Origin of the sequence: Streptomyces sp. SP18CS02 (assembly GCF_036322365.1) — a bacterium.
Lineage (GTDB): Bacteria > Actinomycetota > Actinomycetes > Streptomycetales > Streptomycetaceae > Streptomyces.
In genome coordinates, this window is record NZ_JAQYXC010000295.1 from 430,861 (window position 1) to 448,616 (window position 17,756).

Consider the following 17,756-nt stretch of genomic DNA (forward strand, 5'->3'; position numbering starts at 1 on the left):
GAGCCCCGCCCGTGAGCGCAGTCTCCTCACGTCTCCCCGTCTTCCCCTGGGACAAGCTCGAGCCGTACAAGAAGACGGCCGCCGCCCACCCGGACGGCATCGTCGACCTGTCCGTCGGCACGCCGGTGGACCCGGTTCCCGAGCTGGTCCGGCAGGCCCTGGTCGCCGCGGCGGACTCGCCGGGCTATCCGACGGTGTGGGGGACCTCGGAGCTGCGTGACGCGCTCACCGGCTGGTGCGAGCGGCGCCTGGGCGCGCGCGGAATCGAGCACACCAACGTCCTGCCCGTGGTCGGCTCGAAGGAGCTGGTGGCCTGGCTGCCGACCCAGCTGGGCCTGGGCGCCGGCGACACGGTCGCCTACCCCCGGCTCGCGTACCCGACGTACGAGGTCGGCGCGCGGCTGTGCGGCGCGCGGCCCGTCGTCTACGACGACCCGACGGAGCTGGACCCGGCCGGGCTCAGGCTGCTCTGGCTGAACTCGCCGTCCAACCCCACCGGCAAGGTCCTCCCCAAGGCGGAGCTGACCCGGATCGTCGCCTGGGCGCGCGAGCACGGCGTGCTCGTCTTCAGCGACGAGTGCTACCTGGAGCTGGGCTGGGAGGCCGACCCCGTGTCCGTCCTGCACCCGGACGTCTGCGGCGGTACGTACGAGGGCATCGTCGCCGTGCACTCGCTGTCCAAGCGCTCCAACCTGGCCGGCTACCGGGCCGCCTTCGTCGCGGGTGACGCCGGCGTCCTGGGCGAGCTGCTGCGGATCCGCAAGCACGGCGGCATGATGACGCCCGCCCCGGTGCAGGCGGCCACCGTCGCGGCGCTCGGCGACGACGCCCATGTGGCGGAGCAGCGGGCCCGGTACGAGGCCCGGCGCGCCGCGCTGCGCACGGCGCTGCTGTCGCACGGTTTCCGGATCGAGGACAGCGAGGCGAGCCTGTACCTGTGGGTGACCCGGGACGAGCCGTGCTGGGACACCGTGGCGTACCTCGCGGAGCTGGGCATCCTGGTGGCGCCCGGGGACTTCTACGGCGAGGCGGGGGACCGCTTCGTCCGCGTCGCCTTCACCGCCACCGACGAGCGGGTCGAGGCCGCGGTCAAGCGCCTGGGCTGAAGCGGACGCGCGGAAAGGGCCCGGGGAGCGGATGCTCCCCGGGCCCTTCGGCGTGCTGCGGGGTGGTGCGGGGTGCGGCGGGGTGATCAGCCGACCGGCAGGCCCGTCTTCGGCAGGCCGCCGCCGAGCGCGTCGGTCGGGGCGGCCTCGGTGGCCGCGCCGGCGGCGCCCCCGACGAGCTCGCCGGTGGTGCCCGCGGTCTCGCCGGCGGCCTTCTGGGCGACCGGGGTGGCGGTCTTGCCCGTCTTGCCGACGGTCTGGCCCGCGGCCGGGACGGCCTTCTTCACGGTCGTGCCGCCCGTGTCGCCCACGGCGCCGGTGACGTTCTCGGAGGCGCCGCCGACGGTGTCGCCGGCCGCACCGGTGTCCAGGGCGGAGACCCCGCCGAGGTCGGTGGACCGGGGGAGGTCCACGGCGCTCGCGGAGCCGGCCGCACCGACCACGGGAGCTGCGCCCGCTGCGATCAGCAGCGCGGCACGGGCGATCCGACGGGTCAGGGGGAGGGACATGATGCTCCTTCGACGGGAGAGGACGTTTTCTGTGGTGCCTGTCCGACGATCGGACGCTGTGACAACCGCTCGAAGGGCAGGGGAGGTTGCGGTGGCCGAAGGTAAAGAGTGTGCAATGCGTCGCATTATCGGCTCCGCCTAAAAGCGGGCAAACGAGCCACCCATCGCTTGCCCGCAGAACCGTCACTGCCCAGTGGCCGCAAGGGAGGGGCACGGAAGGGCGAGGGGCGTGCCCGGGCGGACGGGGAAGGGCGCCGCGGCGGCCCCGGGTGCCCCGGACGGGTGAACGTCCGCACTCCCGCCCGGCCACCGTGCGAACGGCTTCGGTCACGGTGAGCTGATGAGTGGTCACTGTGCGGTCGCCGCCGAGGACGTGATCACCGGCGGCGGGGGCTACCGCGCGACGCGGATGCGGACCTCGCCGCCGGAGGCGGGGTCCGCGGCCGGCCGCTCACGCCAGCCCTCGTCCGACTCGCCCGCGCTCCAGACCCGGTCCCCGTACGCGACCTCCTCGATCCCCAGCTCGTCGGCCTGCGCCACCGCCCACTGCGCCAGCTCCCAGCCGCGCCGCGCGGAGCCCACCGCGCCCTCGGGGCCCGCCGACTCCGCCGCGACCGTCACCGGCACGGGGATCTCGGCGCCGCCGGCACCGCGATCGCGCGGCAGCACCCCGGCGCCGAACGACCGCACCAGCTCCGCCCGCACCTTCGCGGGGTCGCCCGCCGCCCGGGGCGCGCTCCCCGCCGTACAGGTCAGCGAGGCCTCCGACCGCCCGGTGAGGGCGGCGGCCAGCAGCGTGGCGTCCGGCTCGTGCTTGGCGTACGCCTGGGGGTAGCCGCTGCGCTGGACGCGCTGCGCGGCGACGGTCAGGGGAAGGCGCGAGTAGCCGGGGACCTCGGCGAGGTGCTCGTAGAACCGGCTCGCGGAGACGACCGGGTCCAGGATCTCCTTCCGGGTGCCCCAGCCCTGCGAGGGGCGCTGCTGGAACAGCCCCAGCGAGTCGCGGTCGCCGTGCCGGATGTTGCGCAGCGCGGACTCCTGGAGGGCGGTGGCCAGGGCGATGGTGACCGCGCGCTCCGGCATCCCGCGCGTGGTGCCGACCGCCGAGATCGTCGCGGCGTTCGACGCCTGTTCGGGGGTGAGGGTGTACGTGCGGGAACCGCTGCCGACGGTGCACTGCGGAACGCCGCGGCCACTCGTCACGTACTGCACCACCACGTACGCGACCAGCGCCACGAGGACGGCGAGTGCGGCCGCGATCCTGGCGCGGCGGCCGCGACGGCCCGGGCGGCCGGGGAGGGAGGAGGGTACGGGCTCGGACACGCAGCCAACCGTACTGGAGGCCGGGATAGGGTCGGGAGCATGTCCGAATCAGTGCTCGATCTCAGCCAGGACGGCCCGGCGCTGACTGCCGCGCTCGTCGACTTCCCCTCGGTCAGCGGCGGTGAGAAGGCGCTCGCCGACGCGATCGACCAGGCGCTGCGCGCGCTCCCGCACCTCACGGTGGACCGGCACGGCAACAACATCGTGGCCCGGACCCACCTCGGGCGGGCCGAGCGGGTCATCCTGGCCGGGCACATCGACACCGTCCCCATCGCCGACAACGTCCCCTCCCGGCTGGACGGCAACGGCGTGCTGTGGGGCTGCGGGACGACGGACATGAAGTCGGGCGTCGCCGTCCAGCTGCGGATCGCCGCGACCGTCCCCGAGCCCAACAGGGACCTCACCTTCGTCTTCTACGACAACGAAGAGGTCGCCTCCCACCTCAACGGCCTCGGACATGTGGCCGACGCGCACCCCGACTGGCTCGCCGGCGACTTCGCCATCCTGCTGGAGCCGTCCGACGGCGAGGTGGAGGGCGGCTGCCAGGGCACGCTGCGGGTCCATCTCCGTACGAAGGGCGAGCGTGCCCACTCCGCACGCGGCTGGATGGGGTCCAACGCCGTCCACGCCGTCGCCCCGATCCTGGCCAGGCTGGCCGCCTACGAGCCGCGCCGGCCCGTCATCGACGGCCTCGAGTACCGCGAGGGCCTCAACGCCGTGGGGATCGAGGGCGGCGTCGCCACCAACGTGATCCCCGACGAGTGCACCGTCGTCGTGAACTACCGCTACGCGCCCGACCGCTCGATGGCCGAGGCCGAGGCGCACGTGCGTGAGGTCTTCGCGGACTGCGGCGTCGACGAGTTCGTCGTGGACGACCACACCGGCGGTGCCCTGCCGGGCCTCTCGCACCCCGCCGCGGCGGCCTTCATGGCGGCGGTCGGCGGGACCGCACGCCCCAAGTTCGGCTGGACGGACGTCTCGCGTTTCAGCGCGCTGGGCGTGCCCGCGGTCAATTACGGCCCGGGTGACGCGTTCTTCGCCCACAAGCGCGACGAGCACGTGGCGATCGGGAAGATCACCCACTGCGAGGAGCGGCTGCGCGACTGGCTCACTGCCTGACGCCCGTAATTTCGCCGTTCGTCACGTTCCCCGTCCTACTCTGGGCCAAGGAAACGATGTTCAGCGGAGGGAGCAGGTCATGGGCAACCCCGAGGCCGAGGGACTGCGGGCGCTGGCGGAGCAGCGGCTTGGGCCGGTGCTGCGCCGCAGGGACCAGGTGCAGCCCGGCACCACCGATCAGCGGCTGCTGGACACCGAGGGCGACTCCGAGTGGGTCCACACCGACCCCTGGCGGGTCATGCGGATCCAGTCGGAGTTCGTGGAGGGCTTCGGCGCGCTCGCCGAACTGCCCAGCGCGATCAGCGTCTTCGGCTCCGCCCGCACCAAGCCGGGCACTCCCGAGTACGACGCGGGCGTACGGATCGGCAGGGCGCTGGTCGAAGCCGGCTTCGCGGTGATCACCGGCGGCGGCCCGGGTGCGATGGAGGCGGCGAACAAGGGCGCCCGGGAGGCCAAGGGCGTCTCCGTCGGCCTCGGCATCGAGCTCCCCTTCGAGCAGGGACTGAACCAGCACGTCGACATCGGGGTGAACTTCCGCTACTTCTTCGTACGGAAGACGATGTTCGTGAAGTACGCGCAGGGGTTCGTCGTCCTGCCGGGCGGTCTCGGCACCCTGGACGAGCTGTTCGAGGCGCTCACGCTCGTCCAGACCGGCAAGGTGACCCGCTTCCCGATCGTGCTCTTCGGCTCCGAGTACTGGGCCGGTCTGGTCGACTGGCTGCGCGACACGGTGATCGCCCAGGGCAAGGCATCGGAACACGACATGCTGCTGTTCCACGTGACGGACGACGTGGAGGAGGCCGTCACCCTGGTGACCAAGGAGACCGGGCACTAGGGAGTGTCTTGTCCCAGGGAGTGCCCTCGCCGGTCGGGCCGGGCTCGCCCGGGGCCGCCGGGGCCGACGCGAGGCGCTGCCCGCCGGTGCCGGCTACGCCAGGCCCCGGCGGGCGACCGCGGGAGGCCGGTGGCCGGCGATCGAGGCGACCATGTCGAGCACCTGCCTGGTCTCCGCCACCTCGTGGACGCGGTAGACCCGCGCGCCGAGCCAGGCCGAGACCGCCGTGGTCGCGAGGGTGCCGAGCACCCGCTCCTTGACCGGCTTGTCCAGGGTCTCGCCGACGAAGTCCTTGTTGGAGAGCGAGACCAGGACCGGCCAGCCGGTCTCCGCCATCTCGCCCAGCCTGCGCGTCGCCTCCAGGCTGTGCCGGGTGTTCTTGCCGAAGTCGTGACCCGGGTCGATCATGATCGCGTCACGGCGCACCCCCAGCGACACGGCCCGCTCGGCCAGCCCCAGCGTCACCGCCAGGATGTCGGCCATCACGTCGTCGTACACGACCCTGTGCGGCCGGGTACGCGGCTCCGCGCCCCCCGCGTGCGTGCACACCAGGCCCGCGCCGTACCGCGCGGCAACCTCCGCGAGTCGCGGGTCCACGCCGCCCCAGGCGTCGTTCAGCACATCGGCGCCCGCCTCGCACACCGCCTCGCCGACTTCGTGCCGCCAGGTGTCGACGCTGATCACCACGTCCGGGTGCCTGCGCCGGACCTCGGCCACGAACCCGACCGTGCGACGCGCCTCCTCCTCGGCCGAGACCTCCTCACCGGGACCGGCCTTCACCCCGCCGATGTCGATGATCGCGGCGCCTTCCGCCACCGCCTGCTCGACACGGGCGAGCGCCGGCTCGTCCTGGAACGTGGCGCCCTGGTCGTAGAAGGAATCCGGGGTCCGGTTCACGATGGCCATGATGACCGGCTCGTGCTCGTCGAATTCACGCCGTCCCAAGCGCAGCATCCCGTTCGTCCTCCTCGCGTTCGGTCGCCTGCGACCTTAACCGTCGGCGGGTCATGGCACGATCGGCACCGGCACGTTTTCCGCTCCGGGGAGAGGCACGCTGTGTTCTGGTTCTTGCTGATCGCGATGGTCGTGGTCGTCGCCGCGGTCACCCTCGCCGTGGTCGGTGGCGGGGAGAGCGACGTACTGCCCGAGGCCGCGCCCGAGCAGCCGGTGGACCCGCTGCCGCCGACCCGGCCCGTGGGCCGCGCGGACATCGAGGCGCTGCGGCTGCCGCTGGCCCCCCGCGGCTACCGGATGGGGGACGTCGACGACGTACTGGGCCGGCTGGGTGCCGAGCTCGCCGAGCGCGACGCCCGGATCGCCGAGCTCGAAGCGGCCCTGGCGGGGGCGCAGGCGACGGCGGTCGGCGGCCAGGACCTCTTCGACAGGGCCGACCCGTACGGCAAGGCCGACCCGTACGACCACGCCGATCCGCTCGACGCGGCCGAGCCGTCCGACGAGCCCGGGCAGGGCGGGCCGTCCCCCGAGCCCGGCGGTCCCGGTGCGGCCCGCCCCGGAGAGGAGGGCGGCCGGTGAGCGTGGGAGCCGTGCCCGGTCCCGACGGCGGACTGCGCTGCCCGTGGGGCCTGTCCACCGAGGACTACATCGCCTACCACGACGAGGAGTGGGGCCGACCCGTCCACGGCGACGACGCCCTCTTCGAAAGGCTCTGCCTGGAGGCGTTCCAGTCGGGCCTGTCGTGGATCACGATCCTGCGCCGCCGCGAGGGCTTCCGCCGGGCCTTCGACGACTTCGCGATCGCCAAGGTCGCCCAGTACACGGAGGCCGACAAGGAGCGCCTGCTCGCCGACGCCGGGATCATCCGCAACCGGGCCAAGATCGAGGCGACCCTCGCCAACGCCCGCGTACTGGCGGGCTGGCCGCCGGGCGAACTGGACGCCCTGATCTGGTCGTACGCGCCCGACGCGGCGACCCGGCCGGCCCCGCGCACGATCGCCGACGTCCCGGCGGTCACCCCGGAGTCCACCGCTCTCTCGAAGGCCCTCAAGAAGCGCGGCCTGCGGTTCATCGGCCCCACCACGGCGTACGCGCTGATGCAGGCGTGCGGCCTCGTCGACGACCACCTGGCCGACTGCCGGGCCCGGGGCGGCGCCCGGCCCTAGGGAGTGTCTCCCGGGCCCGGAGGCGGGCCCGGAGGCGGGCCCGGGAGCGGACGCCCCGGTTCCGCACCGCCACCGGGGTCCGGCCCCGCTCAGCGGCCCAGGTACCGGGGCTTCTCCTTCGCCAGGAACGCCTGGACCGCGATCGCGTGGTCCTCGGAGGACCCCGCCCGCGACTGGAGCTCGTCCTCCTTCTCCAGCGCCTCGTCCAGCGTGTGCCCGGCGCCGTACGCCAGGGACTCCTTCAGCGCCGCGTAGGCCAGCGTCGGGCCCTGCGCCAGGGTGCGGGCCACCGCCGCCGCCTCGGCCGCGAGGTCGGCCGCCGGGACCAGCTTGTTGACCAGGCCCAGCTCGTACGCCTCCGAAGCGGGGAGGGAGCGAGGGAAGAGCAGCAGGTCGGCGGCGCGGCTCGGGCCGATCAGACGCGGCAGCGTCCACGACACCCCCGAGTCGGCGGTCAGCGCGACGCCCGCGAACGAGGTGTTGAACGCCGCGGTGTCCGCCACCACCCGGTAGTCGGCCGCCAGGGCGAAACCGAAGCCCGCCCCCGCCGCCACGCCGTTGACGCCGGCCACGACCGGCTTCGGCATACCGGTGATCGTCCGCACGATGGGGTTGTAGTGCTCCCGGACCGTGCTCATGGTGTGTTCCGTGCCGGACTCGCGGTCGGCGGCCAGCAGGGAGATGTGCTCCTTGAGGTCCTGCCCCACGCAGAACGCGCGCCCGGTGGCGGTCAGCAGCACCGCGCGCACGGCCTCGTCCCCGGCGGCGGCCAGGAGCGCGTCCCGCAGGGCGACCTTCGCCTCGACGTTCATCGCGTTCATGGCCTCGGGCCGGTTGATCGTGATGGTCGCGAGTCCGTCGCTCACCTCGTACAGAACGGTGTCGGCCATGGCACTCCCCTTTTGCGGCTCCAGCGATGATGTCCCGCCCAGCATGGCGGAGATCGTCGGGCCGGGACATGTGACCTGCGTCAAAGAAAGTCGGCCCCCTCCGCCATCTGCGGCGGCGAAGTATCGCAGGCGGATCGCCGAAATAGGCGGTTTTGCGAGAGCGCGTTGCGCAAGCGATGCCGACTGATGTTGGTCATCGGGTCCCGCCATGCGGGATAATGACCTGGAAGCAATGTGTTCGATGCCGGTGAGGTGTGCCCATCCAGAGGGCCGTCGGCTGACGATGAGCTGGTTTCAGGAAGGGGAACGAGCATGGCGGCCATGAAGCCGCGAACGGGCGACGGCCCGCTCGAGGTGACCAAGGAGGGGCGGGGCATTGTCATGCGCGTTCCGCTCGAAGGCGGCGGTCGGCTTGTCGTCGAGCTGACTCCGGACGAGGCCGACGCGCTCGGCGACGCACTCAAGAAGGTCGTCGGCTGACGCGGTAACGCCCGAACTCTTCCGATCGCCCCGGCACAGCAGGACCGTGCCGGGGCGATCGTCTGTTCCCGGGCTGCCCGGGACGCGGCGCGTGGCCCGCGTGACGGCGCGGGTGCGCGGCCGGTGGCACGGGGTGCGGCCTCGCGGCCCGGCCGGGGCAGGGCGCCGCCGGGGCAGGGAGCGGCCGGCGGCTCGGGGTGGTACGGCGTGAGCGGCAAGGCCCCGCGGGCCTGTACGGACACGGGGCCGGACCGCCGTCGGCGGGGTACGGCGTGGGCCGTCCTCAGCCGCGGCGCACCGCGCACAGGAGTCCGTCGCCCACCGGCAGCAGCGAGGGCAGCAGTTCCTGGCTCTCCCGTACCGTCCGCAGCAGCTCGCGCAGCTTCAGCACCTCGGCCGGCTGCGCCGCCGAGTCGACCGTGCGGCCGTCGGCGAAGACACCCTCGAAGCAGACCAGGCCGCCGGGGCGCAGCAGGCGCAACGATTCAGCGAGGTATTCGAGGCACTCGGTGCGGTCCCCGTCGCAGAACACCAGGTCGTAGCCGCCGTCCGCGAGCCGCGGCAGCACGTCGAGCGCACGTCCTGGGATGAACCGCGCCCGGTTCCCGGCGAAACCGGCCTCCCGGAAGGCCTGCCGGGCGAACTGCTGGCGCTCCGGCTCGGGGTCGACGGTCGTCAGGACGCCGTCGGGCCGCATGCCGTGCAGCAGATAGATGCCGGACACGCCGGTGCCGGTGCCGATCTCGGCGACCGCCTTGGCGTCCGCCGTGGCCGCCAGCAGACGCAGTGCGGCGCCGGTGCCTGGCGACACCGAGGGCAGCCCCGTCTCCCGGGCCCGGTCACGGGCCCAGCGCAGTGCTTCGTCCTCGGCGACAAAGGCGTCGGCGAACGCCCAGCTCGTCTGCCGGTTGGCGGTAATGACCCTCTCCTGTCCCCGTAGTTGGCGCAACGGTGACTGTATCCGTTCGGGGCCGGGAACCCGCAGATGGGACCGGGCGTTGTGGAGGGGTGGGGACCTGCGTGGCGCAAGCGCAGAAGCCGTTCCCAAATTCGCGTAAAGATTCTTATCCGGAGCTAACGGGCGAGGTGGCTATGGTAGGGGCTCCACTGGACACCACCAGAGCCGACAGGGGAGGTGCGGCTGCGCCTGTGGATCGGGGAGGAGCGCTGCGGCGCTTTCTCAGGTCGGCGGGTGAGCCGAAATCCGTGACCGACACCGCTGACCGTTCCCGCGCCACCGACTCCGCACCGACCACCGCGACCTTCGCATCGGATGCGGAAACGCAGGCGTGGTCCCCTCCGTCCTGGGAGGAGATCGTCAGCACGCACAGTGGCCGCGTCTACCGCCTCGCGTACCGCCTGACCGGTAACCAGCACGATGCCGAGGACCTCACGCAGGAGGTCTTCGTCCGGGTGTTCCGATCCCTCTCGACGTACACGCCGGGCACCTTCGAGGGCTGGCTGCACCGCATCACCACCAACCTCTTCCTGGACATGGTGCGCCGCAAGCAGCGCATCCGGTTCGACGCGCTCGGCGACGACGCGGCGGAGCGGCTGCCCAGCCGTGAGCCGTCCCCGCAGCAGGTCTTCCACGACACCCACTTCGACGCGGACGTCCAGCAGGCGCTGGACACCCTCGCGCCGGAGTTCCGCGCGGCCGTCGTGCTGTGCGACATCGAGGGACTGTCGTACGAGGAGATCGCCGCGACGCTCGGCGTCAAGCTGGGCACCGTCCGCAGCCGCATCCACCGCGGCCGCTCGCACCTGCGCAAGGCGCTCAAGCACCGATCGCCCGAGGCCCGGGCCGAACAGCGCACGTTCGCGGCCGTGGGCGGGGAGGTCGGGCTGGCGTGAGTGGGACAAGCCCGACCCCCGCGGAACAGCATCTGGGGGACCGGCTCGCTGCCCTGGTGGACGGCGAGCTCGGTCACGATTCCCGCGAGCGTGTGCTCGCCCACCTGGCGACCTGCGCCAAGTGCAAGGCCGAGGCCGACGCCCAGCGCCGGCTCAAGAGCGTCTTCGCGCAGGCCGCCCCGCCCCCGCCCTCCGAGGGCCTTCTCGCGCGCCTCCAGGGGTTGCCCGGGGGTGCTCCGGACGATGACGACGACCGGGGCGGAACCTTCGGCTCCGGACGCTTCGGTGACGGGGTCTTCGGAATGAGGACCGAGGGCTTCGGCTACGTGCCGTTGGGCGGTACGGCCGGAGCAGCGCTCCCCGGTGGACCGGGGACCTTCCCGATCCACGAGGTGGGGCGGCCGGGTGCGGAGCGTTCGCCCTGGCGCGGACGGAGGTTCGCCTTCGCTGCCGCCAGCGCCGTGTCCTTCGCCGCGATCGCCCTGGGCGGCGCGCTGCCCGCGACGGTGACGATCGACGCGCGGGGCGAGGGCCGGGGCAACAACGTGACCCCGCTGGGCGCCCCGAGCCAGACCCCGGCCGGCAGCGAGGGCAATCGCCGCCGAAGCGGCAACGGCACTCCGGCCAGGTCGGCCGACAGACCCGCCGGGCCGGTGACGGGCGCGCCGGTCCAGGCCCGGCGGACCGGAGCCCCGCCCCTCTTCGCCGTGGCCACCGCCGCGCCGGCGGGCTCGCCGGCACCCATGATGCCCGCGACCGCCCTGAGCGGGCTGCACGGGCTGCACGGGCTGCACGGGCTGAGCCATCTCAGCGCGCTGAGCCGCGATGCGGTGCCGCTGCCGCTGATACGTCCCACGGGCTCGGCGTCCGGTCTCGCCACCGCCACCGGGCTCACCCCCACCGCCACCCCGTCCCCCAGCCGGCTCGTGGCCCCCGCCCCCGGCGGATCACCGGTCGCCGGGCGGCGCTGACAGTCCCCTGCGCGAGGGTCGCCGGACCTGGTTGAATCCTTGGGCAGGGGCGCCCCGCAGGGGGCGCGGAGCGGCCAGTTGCGGGGAGAGCATGGACGACGGGAAGAGCACCGGACCGAAGCCGAAGTGGTGGAGCCGGCCCACGCGGCCGGACGCGGCGACGGAGCAGCCGCCGGTCGCTCCCGCCCCCACGGACGGACATCCGACGATGACCCCGGCGTCCGCGGAGCCGGCCCCGTCGGCCGACGCGGCCCCCGCACCCGGCGCGGCTCCCGCACCCGACGTGGCCGGGGTTCCCGCCGACGCGGGCCCCGAGCCCGCCGTTGTCCCGGGGCCCAGGGCCGTCCCCGAGCCGGCGCCCGGACCGGAGCACCCGTCCGCGCCCCCGGCCGGGGCGCCCGCCGCCGGGTCACCCCGGGCCGCCACCCGGCCACAGCCCCTGCACCAGCCCGACGAGTACCGCACCCCTCCCTACGGCGAGCCCGGTCCCTGGGCGCCCGCCCCGCCCGTACAGCGCCCCGTGCCGACCCCGGCGCACGGCACCACCGTCCCGCCCGTACAGCCCCCCGCCTACGCGGCCCCACCGCCCCAGCAGCCGCACCAGCCGCATCCGCAGCCGCACCCCGGGTCCTCGCAGTGGATGCAGTACGACCCCTGGAGCAGCCCCGGCGACCGCCGGCCGTTCACCTCGCCGGGCGACCGTCCCGGCGAGAAGAAGCGCGGCCGCCGCCTCGGTGTCGTCGCGGCACTGCTGTTCGCGCTGCTCACCGGAGTGCTCGGCGGCGCCGTCGGCGCGTACATCGAGCGCAACGGCGGCCTGACCACCGTCGAGCTGCCGCAGGCGGGCCGGGAGGACGACGGGCGCGCGCCCGACTCGGTCGCGGGCATCGCCGCCAGCGCCCTGCCCAGTGTGGTCACGCTCCACGTCAGCGGCAGCGGGGAGCAGGGAACGGGTACCGGCTTCGTCCTCGACGAGCGGGGCCACATCCTCACCAACCACCATGTCGTCGACCCGGCGGGCACCTCCGGCGACATCACCGTCACCTTCAGCGGGGGCGAGACGGCGCGCGCGGAGCTCGTCGGCAAGGACAGCGGCTACGACCTCGCGGTCGTCCGGGTCACCGGCGTCTCCCACCTCACGCCGCTGCCGCTCGGCAACTCCGACAACGTCCGGGTCGGCGACCCGGTCGTGGCCATCGGCGCGCCCTTCGACCTCCAGAACACCGTGACCTCCGGCATCATCAGCGCCAAGGAGCGGCCCATCACGGCCGGCGGCGAGAAGGGCGACGGCAGCGACATCAGCTACGTGGACGCCCTGCAGACCGACGCGCCGATCAATCCCGGGAACTCGGGCGGACCGCTGGTCGACTCCAAGGCCCGGGTGATCGGCATCAACAGCGCCATTCGCGCCGCCGACAACGGGTCGGCGCTCGACGGCGGGCAGTCCGGCTCGATAGGACTCGGCTTCGCCATTCCCGTCAACCAGGCCAAGCGGGTGGCCGAGGAGCTCATCAACACCGGGAAGGCCGACCACCCCGTCATCGGCGTCAGCCTCGACATGAAGTACACCGGCGACGGCGCCCGGGTCGGTGACAAGGCCCAGGACGGCAGCCCGTCCGTCACCGCGGACGGCCCGGCCGCCAAGGCGGGCGTCCGTCCGGGCGACGTCATCACCAAGGTCGACGGCCAGCGGGTGCACAGCGGCGAGGAGCTGATCGTGAAGATCCGCGCCCACCGCCCGGGCGACCGGCTGAAGCTGACGCTGGAACGCGGGGGCAGTGAGCAGCGGACGCTGACCCTGACCCTCGGTTCGTCGGCGGGCGACTGATCATGCCGACGGGCCCGCCCCGGGCCCGTCGCCGGGGCGGCCCGCGATCGTCGCCGGGAGCTCGCCCGATGGTCACCGCGAGGTACCGCCTCCGCAGCCCGGGCGGGTACCGTGGAGCGGGCCCCGGGCCCTGGGAACCGGACCCTGTGAAGGAGCAGCAAGGTGTTCAATGACATAGGCGCGCTCGAGCTCGCGGCGCTCGTGGTCCTCGCCGTGCTCATTTTCGGTCCGGACAAGCTGCCGAAGGTCATCCAGGACGTCACCCGCTTCATCCGGAAGATCCGTGATTTCTCGGAGAGCGCGAAGGAGGACATCCGCAGCGAGCTCGGCCCGGAGTTCAAGGACTTCGACTTCGAGGACCTCAATCCCAAGACGTTCCTCCGCAAGCAGCTCGCGGAGAACGAGGACCTCAAGGAACTGAAGGAACTGAAGGAGCTCCGCAGCAGCTTCGATCTCAAGAAGGAGATCCACGACGTCGGGGACGCCGTGAACGACCGTGACACCGATGTGTCCGTCCCGGCCGCCGTCAACGGTTCGTCCGGGACCCCTGACCTGCTGAAGAAGCGCGACAAGCCCGAGCCGGGCGAGCGCCCGCCGTTCGACGCCGACGCCACCTGAGGCCGCCTTTCCCGGCGAGCCCCGGCCGGATGGATATCCTCTCCACCTGTCCGGTTGTGAGGATGCCCGTGGGGCTTCCGAGCCGGACTCCACGATCGAGGAGGCGGCCGGGCAGATGGAGACGACGAGTCGGGTAGGGGCGCAGGACGCCGAGTCCGGTACCTCAGCCACGTCCGGGGGGGTGTCCGCGACCCGGCGCACGGTCGACGGCTTCCTCCAAGCGACCTTCCCCTGGTACGGGCTTGACGAGGCGTTCACGGGACCGCGCTGGCTGATGCAGGTCGGCACGGCCGCGGACGGCACGGTCCAGCACGGCTCCATCGGGCACGGCGACGAGCCGACGATACGGCCGGACGGGACGGGGGCCGAGAAGGAGCGCTTCGCGATCGTCGTCACGATCGCCGCGTCGCCGGTGCGCCGCAGCGGCGACGGTACGGGCGTCCTCGACGCCACCACCGTCTCCTCCGCGGCGTGGCTGGCCGGCTCGGGCCTGCTCGCCTACACCTGGCCGGCCCAGCTCGACCACTCGCTGCGCAACGACTGGCTGGACCAGCAGACCGAGACCGCCTTCGAGCTGGCCGACACCCTGACGGGTCCTGTCTGGAGCACGCTCTCGCTGCCCGTCGACGGTGTTCCGATGCCCTTCCACTACCGCGAGTCCGAGTTCGGCTGGGTGCTGGCGGGCACGACGGGCGCCGGGGTGCACGTGGGCGCGTACGGACGCGGGATGAGCGCCTACGGCCTGGGCTTCTCGGCGGTCGGGGACATCAGGGCGTACGTCTGATCCGGTAGGCGCGTCCCCGCGCGTCCCGCGCACACCGGGACGCGAGCCGGGGGCGTGGAACCGGCGCGGATCTCGAACCCGGCGCGGCGCGACCGCGGCGCGGGCCGGACGCGAACCCGGGCACGGATCCCGGCGCGGCGCGAGAGCCGGGCGCGTGGGCCGGAGAGCGGGCGGGAGCAGCGGAAAGGGGCGGCCCGAGGGCCGCCCCTTCTCCGTCCGCCCGCGCCCGGCGGCGCGTCGCGGACTCAGAACTTGTTGCGCGGGGTGATCCCCAGAGACATGCCCGACAGGCCGCGCTGACGGCCGCCGAGCTTGCCCGCGATCGCCCGCAGGGCCGAGCCGGCCGGCGAGTCGGGGTCGCTGAGCACGACGGGCTTGCCCTCGTCGCCGCCCTCGCGCAGGCGCACGTCGATGGGGATGGAACCCAGGACCGGGACCGTGGCGCCCGTCGTCCTGGTGAGCCCGTCGGCGACCCTCTGGCCACCGCCCGAACCGAAGACGTCGACCATCTCGTCGCAGTGCGGGCAGGGCAGGCCCGACATGTTCTCGACGACGCCCACGATCTTCTGGTGGGTCTGTACGGCGATGGAACCGGCCCGCTCGGCGACCTCGGCCGCCGCCTGCTGCGGGGTGGTGACGACCAGGATCTCGGCGTTCGGCACCAGCTGGGCCACGGAGATGGCGATGTCGCCGGTGCCCGGCGGGAGGTCGAGCAGCAGCACGTCCAGGTCGCCCCAGTACACGTCCGCGAGGAACTGCTGGAGTGCGCGGTGCAGCATCGGGCCCCGCCACACCACCGGCGCGTTGCCGGGCGTGAACATCCCGATGGAGATGACCTTCACGCCGTTCGCCGACGGCGGCATGATCATGTTCTCGACCTGCGTCGGCCGGCCGTCCGCGCCCAGCATCCGGGGAACCGAGTGCCCGTAGATGTCGGCGTCCACGACGCCGACCTTGAGCCCGTCGGCCGCCATCGCGGCCGCCAGGTTCACGGTCACCGACGACTTGCCGACACCGCCCTTGCCGGACGCCACCGCGTAGACGCGGGTCAGCGAACCGGGCTTGGCGAACGGCACCTCGCGCTCGGCCGTGGTGCCGCGCAGCGCCGCCGCCAGCTCCTTGCGCTGCGCGTCGCTCATCACGTCGAGGTCGACGGAGACGGAGGTCACGCCCTCGACGCGGGAGACCGCCGCACGCACGTTCGTGGTGATCGTGTCGCGCATCGGGCAGCCGGAGACCGTGAGGTAGACGGCGACGGCCACCGCCCCGTCCGCGTCGATCCCGACTGACTTGACCATGCCGAGTTCGGTGATCGGCCGGTTGATCTCGGGGTCGTTCACTGTCGCCAGTGCTTCGCGCACCGCGTCTTCCGTAACCATACGGACGATGGTACGGCGCCGGACCGGGGCCCCGGAAAGACCCGTCAGCGGTCGGCTTCGTCACTTCGGTGGGAGCCGGTGTGCGGGAATAGATCGCGGCGCTCGTCGAGATCCCTGACCAGGTCCTCCAGTTCGGAGCGGATCCAGTCACGGGTGGCCACCTCGCCCAGGCCGATGCGCAGCGCTGCGATCTCCCGGGTGAGGTACTCGGTGTCGGCGATCGACCGCTCGTTCTGCTTGCGGTCCTGTTCATGGGTGACCCGGTCGCGGTCGTCCTGCCGGTTCTGCGCGAGCAGGATGAGGGGCGCGGCGTACGACGCCTGGAGCGAGAGCATCAGCGTAAGGAAGATGAAGGGGTAGCGGTCGAAGCGCAGGTGCTCGGGGGCGGAGACGTTCCACACCACCCACGCGATGATCACGAACGTCATCCAGACGATGAACCGCCCGGTCCCCAGGAAGCGCGCGATCCGCTCGGAGAGCCGCCCGAAGGCCTCGGGGTCGTACTCCGGCAGCAGCCGGGGCCGCCGCACGCGCGGCTGGTCCAGCCGGATCCTGGGAGTGGTCCGCTCGGGGGCGCGCTCAATCGCCATGCGGGACCTCCTCCGCCGGCGCCGACGGGACGTGGAACTCCGTCTCGCGCCAGTCCTCCGGCAGCAGGTGATCGAGGACGTCGTCGACGGTGACCGCGCCGAGCAGCGAACCGCTCTCGTCGACCACCGGCGCGGCGACCAGGTTGTAGGCGGCGAGGTGGCTCGTGACGAAGGGCAGCGGGGTGTCGGGGGACAGCGGCTCCAGGTCGCTGTCGACGATCGCCGAGACGAGTGTGAACGGCGGGTCGCGCAGCAGCCGCTGGAAGTGCACGGTCCCCAGGAACTTGCCGGTGGGCGTCTCGTCGGGCGGCCGGCACACGTACACCTGGGCGGCCAGCGCGGGGGAGAGGTCCTGCTGGCGTACGCGCGCCAGGGCGTCCGCGACGGTCGCGTCGGGGCGCAGCACGATCGGTTCGGTGGTCATCAGACCGCCCGCCGTCCGCTCCTCGTACGACATCAGCCGCCGTACGTCGGCCGCGTCGTCCGGCCGCATCAGGGTCAGCAGGCGCTCCTTGTCCTCCTCGGGCAGCTCCGAGAGCAGGTCCGCGGCGTCGTCCGGGTCCATCGCCTCCAGGACGTCCGCCGCCCGTTCCTCCTTCAGCTTGCCGAGGATCTCGATCTGGTCGTCCTCGGGCAGCTCCTCCAGGACGTCGGCGAGCCGGTCGTCGTCCAGGGCGGCAGCCACCTCCGCGCGGCGCTTGGGCGACAGATGGTGCAGGACATTGGCGAGGTCGGCCGGCCGCATCCGCTCGAAGGTCGCGACCAGGTTCTCCGCTCCCTGCCCCTCCTCCTCCAGCGAGAAGCCGGTGACGGCGGACCACTCGACGGTCACCGTCTCGCCCTTGCGGCGCAACGCCCCGCCGCCGCCCCGGCGTACGAAGACCTTGTCGATCTCCCAGTCACGGCGGGCCGGCAGCTGCTGGATGGCCACGTCGAGGACGGTCACCTCCTCCGCGGTGTCGACCAGCCGGACGCGCCGGTCGAGCAGCTCGCCGAGGACCAGCCGCTCGGTGGGGCGCTGCTCGAAGCGGCGCACGTTGAGCACCCCGGTCGTGATCACCTGGCCGGACTCGATGCCGGTGATACGGGTCATGGGCAGGAAGATCCGCCGCCGGCCGATGACCTCGACGACCATGCCGAGCAACCGCGGCGGGCGGCGGCCCACCCGCAACATGGCGACCAGGTCGCGGACGCGTCCCACCTGGTCGCCGTTCGGGTCGAACACGGGGACGCCGGCCAGGTGCGAGACGAAGATCCGGGGAGCGCCTGCCACCATGCCGCGGGCCTCCTCCATATCCGGAAATAACGCCTCTGTGACGATTCAGGCTAGCCCGTCCCGATGCGGGTCGC

At 73.0% G+C, this 17,756-nt stretch carries 19 protein-coding genes; 11 read left to right on the forward strand and 8 right to left on the reverse strand.

The window, feature by feature from the left end:
* The first annotated feature begins 11 nt into the window (after window positions 1-11).
* Window positions 12-1,106, forward strand: coding sequence for a bifunctional succinyldiaminopimelate transaminase/glutamate-prephenate aminotransferase (locus tag PUR26_RS28680; RefSeq protein ID WP_329876647.1), 1,095 nt, complete (start codon window positions 12-14; stop codon window positions 1,104-1,106).
* A gap of 86 nt (window positions 1,107-1,192) precedes the next feature.
* On the opposite strand, the gene PUR26_RS28685 is transcribed toward PUR26_RS28680, so the two are convergent.
* Together PUR26_RS28685 and PUR26_RS28690 are read right to left on the reverse strand one after the other, a co-directional pair.
* The gene (locus PUR26_RS28685) at window positions 1,193-1,615 is read right to left on the reverse strand and encodes an ATP-binding protein (protein WP_329876649.1); all 423 of its coding nucleotides are present in this window, start codon (window positions 1,613-1,615) and stop codon (window positions 1,193-1,195) included.
* Between the two features lie 393 nt (window positions 1,616-2,008).
* A complete protein-coding gene (locus PUR26_RS28690) occupies window positions 2,009-2,938 on the reverse strand; it encodes a hypothetical protein (protein ID WP_329876651.1) in 930 nt (309 codons plus the stop codon).
* A gap of 39 nt (window positions 2,939-2,977) precedes the next feature.
* Between PUR26_RS28690 and dapE the strand changes: the two genes are divergently transcribed.
* Together dapE and PUR26_RS28700 are read left to right on the forward strand one after the other, a co-directional pair.
* Entirely contained in the window at window positions 2,978-4,057 is a 1,080-nt protein-coding gene (gene dapE / locus PUR26_RS28695; RefSeq protein ID WP_329876653.1) for a succinyl-diaminopimelate desuccinylase, read from the forward strand.
* A 79-nt stretch (window positions 4,058-4,136) separates the two neighbouring features.
* Window positions 4,137-4,892: a TIGR00730 family Rossman fold protein gene (locus PUR26_RS28700; RefSeq protein ID WP_329876655.1), complete on the forward strand. Its 756-nt coding sequence runs from the start codon at window positions 4,137-4,139 to the stop codon at window positions 4,890-4,892.
* 93 nt (window positions 4,893-4,985) lie between these two features.
* On the opposite strand, the gene folP is transcribed toward PUR26_RS28700, so the two are convergent.
* Window positions 4,986-5,846: a dihydropteroate synthase gene (gene folP / locus PUR26_RS28705; RefSeq protein WP_329876657.1), complete on the reverse strand. Its 861-nt coding sequence runs from the start codon at window positions 5,844-5,846 to the stop codon at window positions 4,986-4,988.
* Between the two features lie 102 nt (window positions 5,847-5,948).
* Here folP and PUR26_RS28710 point away from each other — a divergent pair, with 102 nt between their 5' ends.
* Together PUR26_RS28710 and PUR26_RS28715 are read left to right on the forward strand one after the other, a co-directional pair.
* The gene (locus PUR26_RS28710) at window positions 5,949-6,425 is read left to right on the forward strand and encodes a hypothetical protein (protein ID WP_329876659.1); all 477 of its coding nucleotides are present in this window, start codon (window positions 5,949-5,951) and stop codon (window positions 6,423-6,425) included.
* Window positions 6,422-7,012: a DNA-3-methyladenine glycosylase I gene (locus tag PUR26_RS28715; RefSeq protein WP_329876661.1), complete on the forward strand. Its 591-nt coding sequence runs from the start codon at window positions 6,422-6,424 to the stop codon at window positions 7,010-7,012. Before PUR26_RS28710 ends, PUR26_RS28715 begins: the two co-directional genes overlap by 4 nt.
* 89 nt (window positions 7,013-7,101) lie before the next feature.
* Here PUR26_RS28715 and PUR26_RS28720 read toward each other — a convergent pair whose 3' ends face one another.
* Window positions 7,102-7,902 (reverse strand): enoyl-CoA hydratase/isomerase family protein, encoded by an 801-nt coding sequence (locus tag PUR26_RS28720; protein ID WP_329876663.1) that lies wholly within the window; start codon window positions 7,900-7,902, stop codon window positions 7,102-7,104.
* A gap of 312 nt (window positions 7,903-8,214) precedes the next feature.
* On the opposite strand from PUR26_RS28720, the gene PUR26_RS28725 reads away from it, so the two are divergent.
* Window positions 8,215-8,382, forward strand: coding sequence for a DUF3117 domain-containing protein (locus PUR26_RS28725; protein ID WP_003966491.1), 168 nt, complete (start codon window positions 8,215-8,217; stop codon window positions 8,380-8,382).
* A gap of 283 nt (window positions 8,383-8,665) precedes the next feature.
* Here PUR26_RS28725 and PUR26_RS28730 read toward each other — a convergent pair whose 3' ends face one another.
* Window positions 8,666-9,331, reverse strand: coding sequence for an O-methyltransferase (locus PUR26_RS28730; RefSeq protein WP_329876666.1), 666 nt, complete (start codon window positions 9,329-9,331; stop codon window positions 8,666-8,668).
* A gap of 143 nt (window positions 9,332-9,474) precedes the next feature.
* Between PUR26_RS28730 and sigE the strand changes: the two genes are divergently transcribed.
* The 5 genes from sigE (at window position 9,475) to PUR26_RS28755 (ending at window position 14,437) form a co-directional block, all read left to right on the forward strand.
* Complete coding sequence (gene sigE, locus PUR26_RS28735) at window positions 9,475-10,236, forward strand: RNA polymerase sigma factor SigE (RefSeq protein WP_329876668.1); 762 nt, start codon at window positions 9,475-9,477, stop codon at window positions 10,234-10,236.
* Window positions 10,233-11,207 carry an anti-sigma factor family protein gene (locus PUR26_RS28740; protein ID WP_329876670.1) on the forward strand — a complete coding sequence of 325 codons (975 nt, stop codon included), beginning with the start codon at window positions 10,233-10,235 and terminating at the stop codon, window positions 11,205-11,207. Before sigE ends, PUR26_RS28740 begins: the two co-directional genes overlap by 4 nt.
* Window positions 11,208-11,298: 91 nt before the next feature.
* On the forward strand, window positions 11,299-13,035 hold the full coding sequence (locus PUR26_RS28745; protein ID WP_329876672.1) for a S1C family serine protease: 1,737 nt from the start codon (window positions 11,299-11,301) through the stop codon (window positions 13,033-13,035).
* A gap of 162 nt (window positions 13,036-13,197) precedes the next feature.
* Window positions 13,198-13,653, forward strand: coding sequence for a sec-independent translocase (locus PUR26_RS28750; RefSeq protein ID WP_329876674.1), 456 nt, complete (start codon window positions 13,198-13,200; stop codon window positions 13,651-13,653).
* A 115-nt stretch (window positions 13,654-13,768) separates the two neighbouring features.
* On the forward strand, window positions 13,769-14,437 hold the full coding sequence (locus PUR26_RS28755; RefSeq protein ID WP_329876676.1) for a hypothetical protein: 669 nt from the start codon (window positions 13,769-13,771) through the stop codon (window positions 14,435-14,437).
* A gap of 245 nt (window positions 14,438-14,682) precedes the next feature.
* Here the strand turns inward: PUR26_RS28755 and PUR26_RS28760 are convergent, their stop codons facing one another.
* The 3 genes from PUR26_RS28760 to PUR26_RS28770 are packed head-to-tail and all read right to left on the reverse strand — an operon-like array spanning window position 14,683 to window position 17,682.
* Window positions 14,683-15,816: an Mrp/NBP35 family ATP-binding protein gene (locus PUR26_RS28760; RefSeq protein ID WP_329876678.1), complete on the reverse strand. Its 1,134-nt coding sequence runs from the start codon at window positions 15,814-15,816 to the stop codon at window positions 14,683-14,685.
* 44 nt (window positions 15,817-15,860) lie between these two features.
* A complete protein-coding gene (locus PUR26_RS28765; RefSeq protein ID WP_329876680.1) occupies window positions 15,861-16,406 on the reverse strand; it encodes a DUF1003 domain-containing protein in 546 nt (181 codons plus the stop codon).
* Window positions 16,396-17,682 carry a magnesium transporter MgtE N-terminal domain-containing protein gene (locus PUR26_RS28770; protein ID WP_329876682.1) on the reverse strand — a complete coding sequence of 429 codons (1,287 nt, stop codon included), beginning with the start codon at window positions 17,680-17,682 and terminating at the stop codon, window positions 16,396-16,398. Before PUR26_RS28770 ends, PUR26_RS28765 begins: the two co-directional genes overlap by 11 nt.
* Window positions 17,683-17,756: the final 74 nt, after the last annotated feature.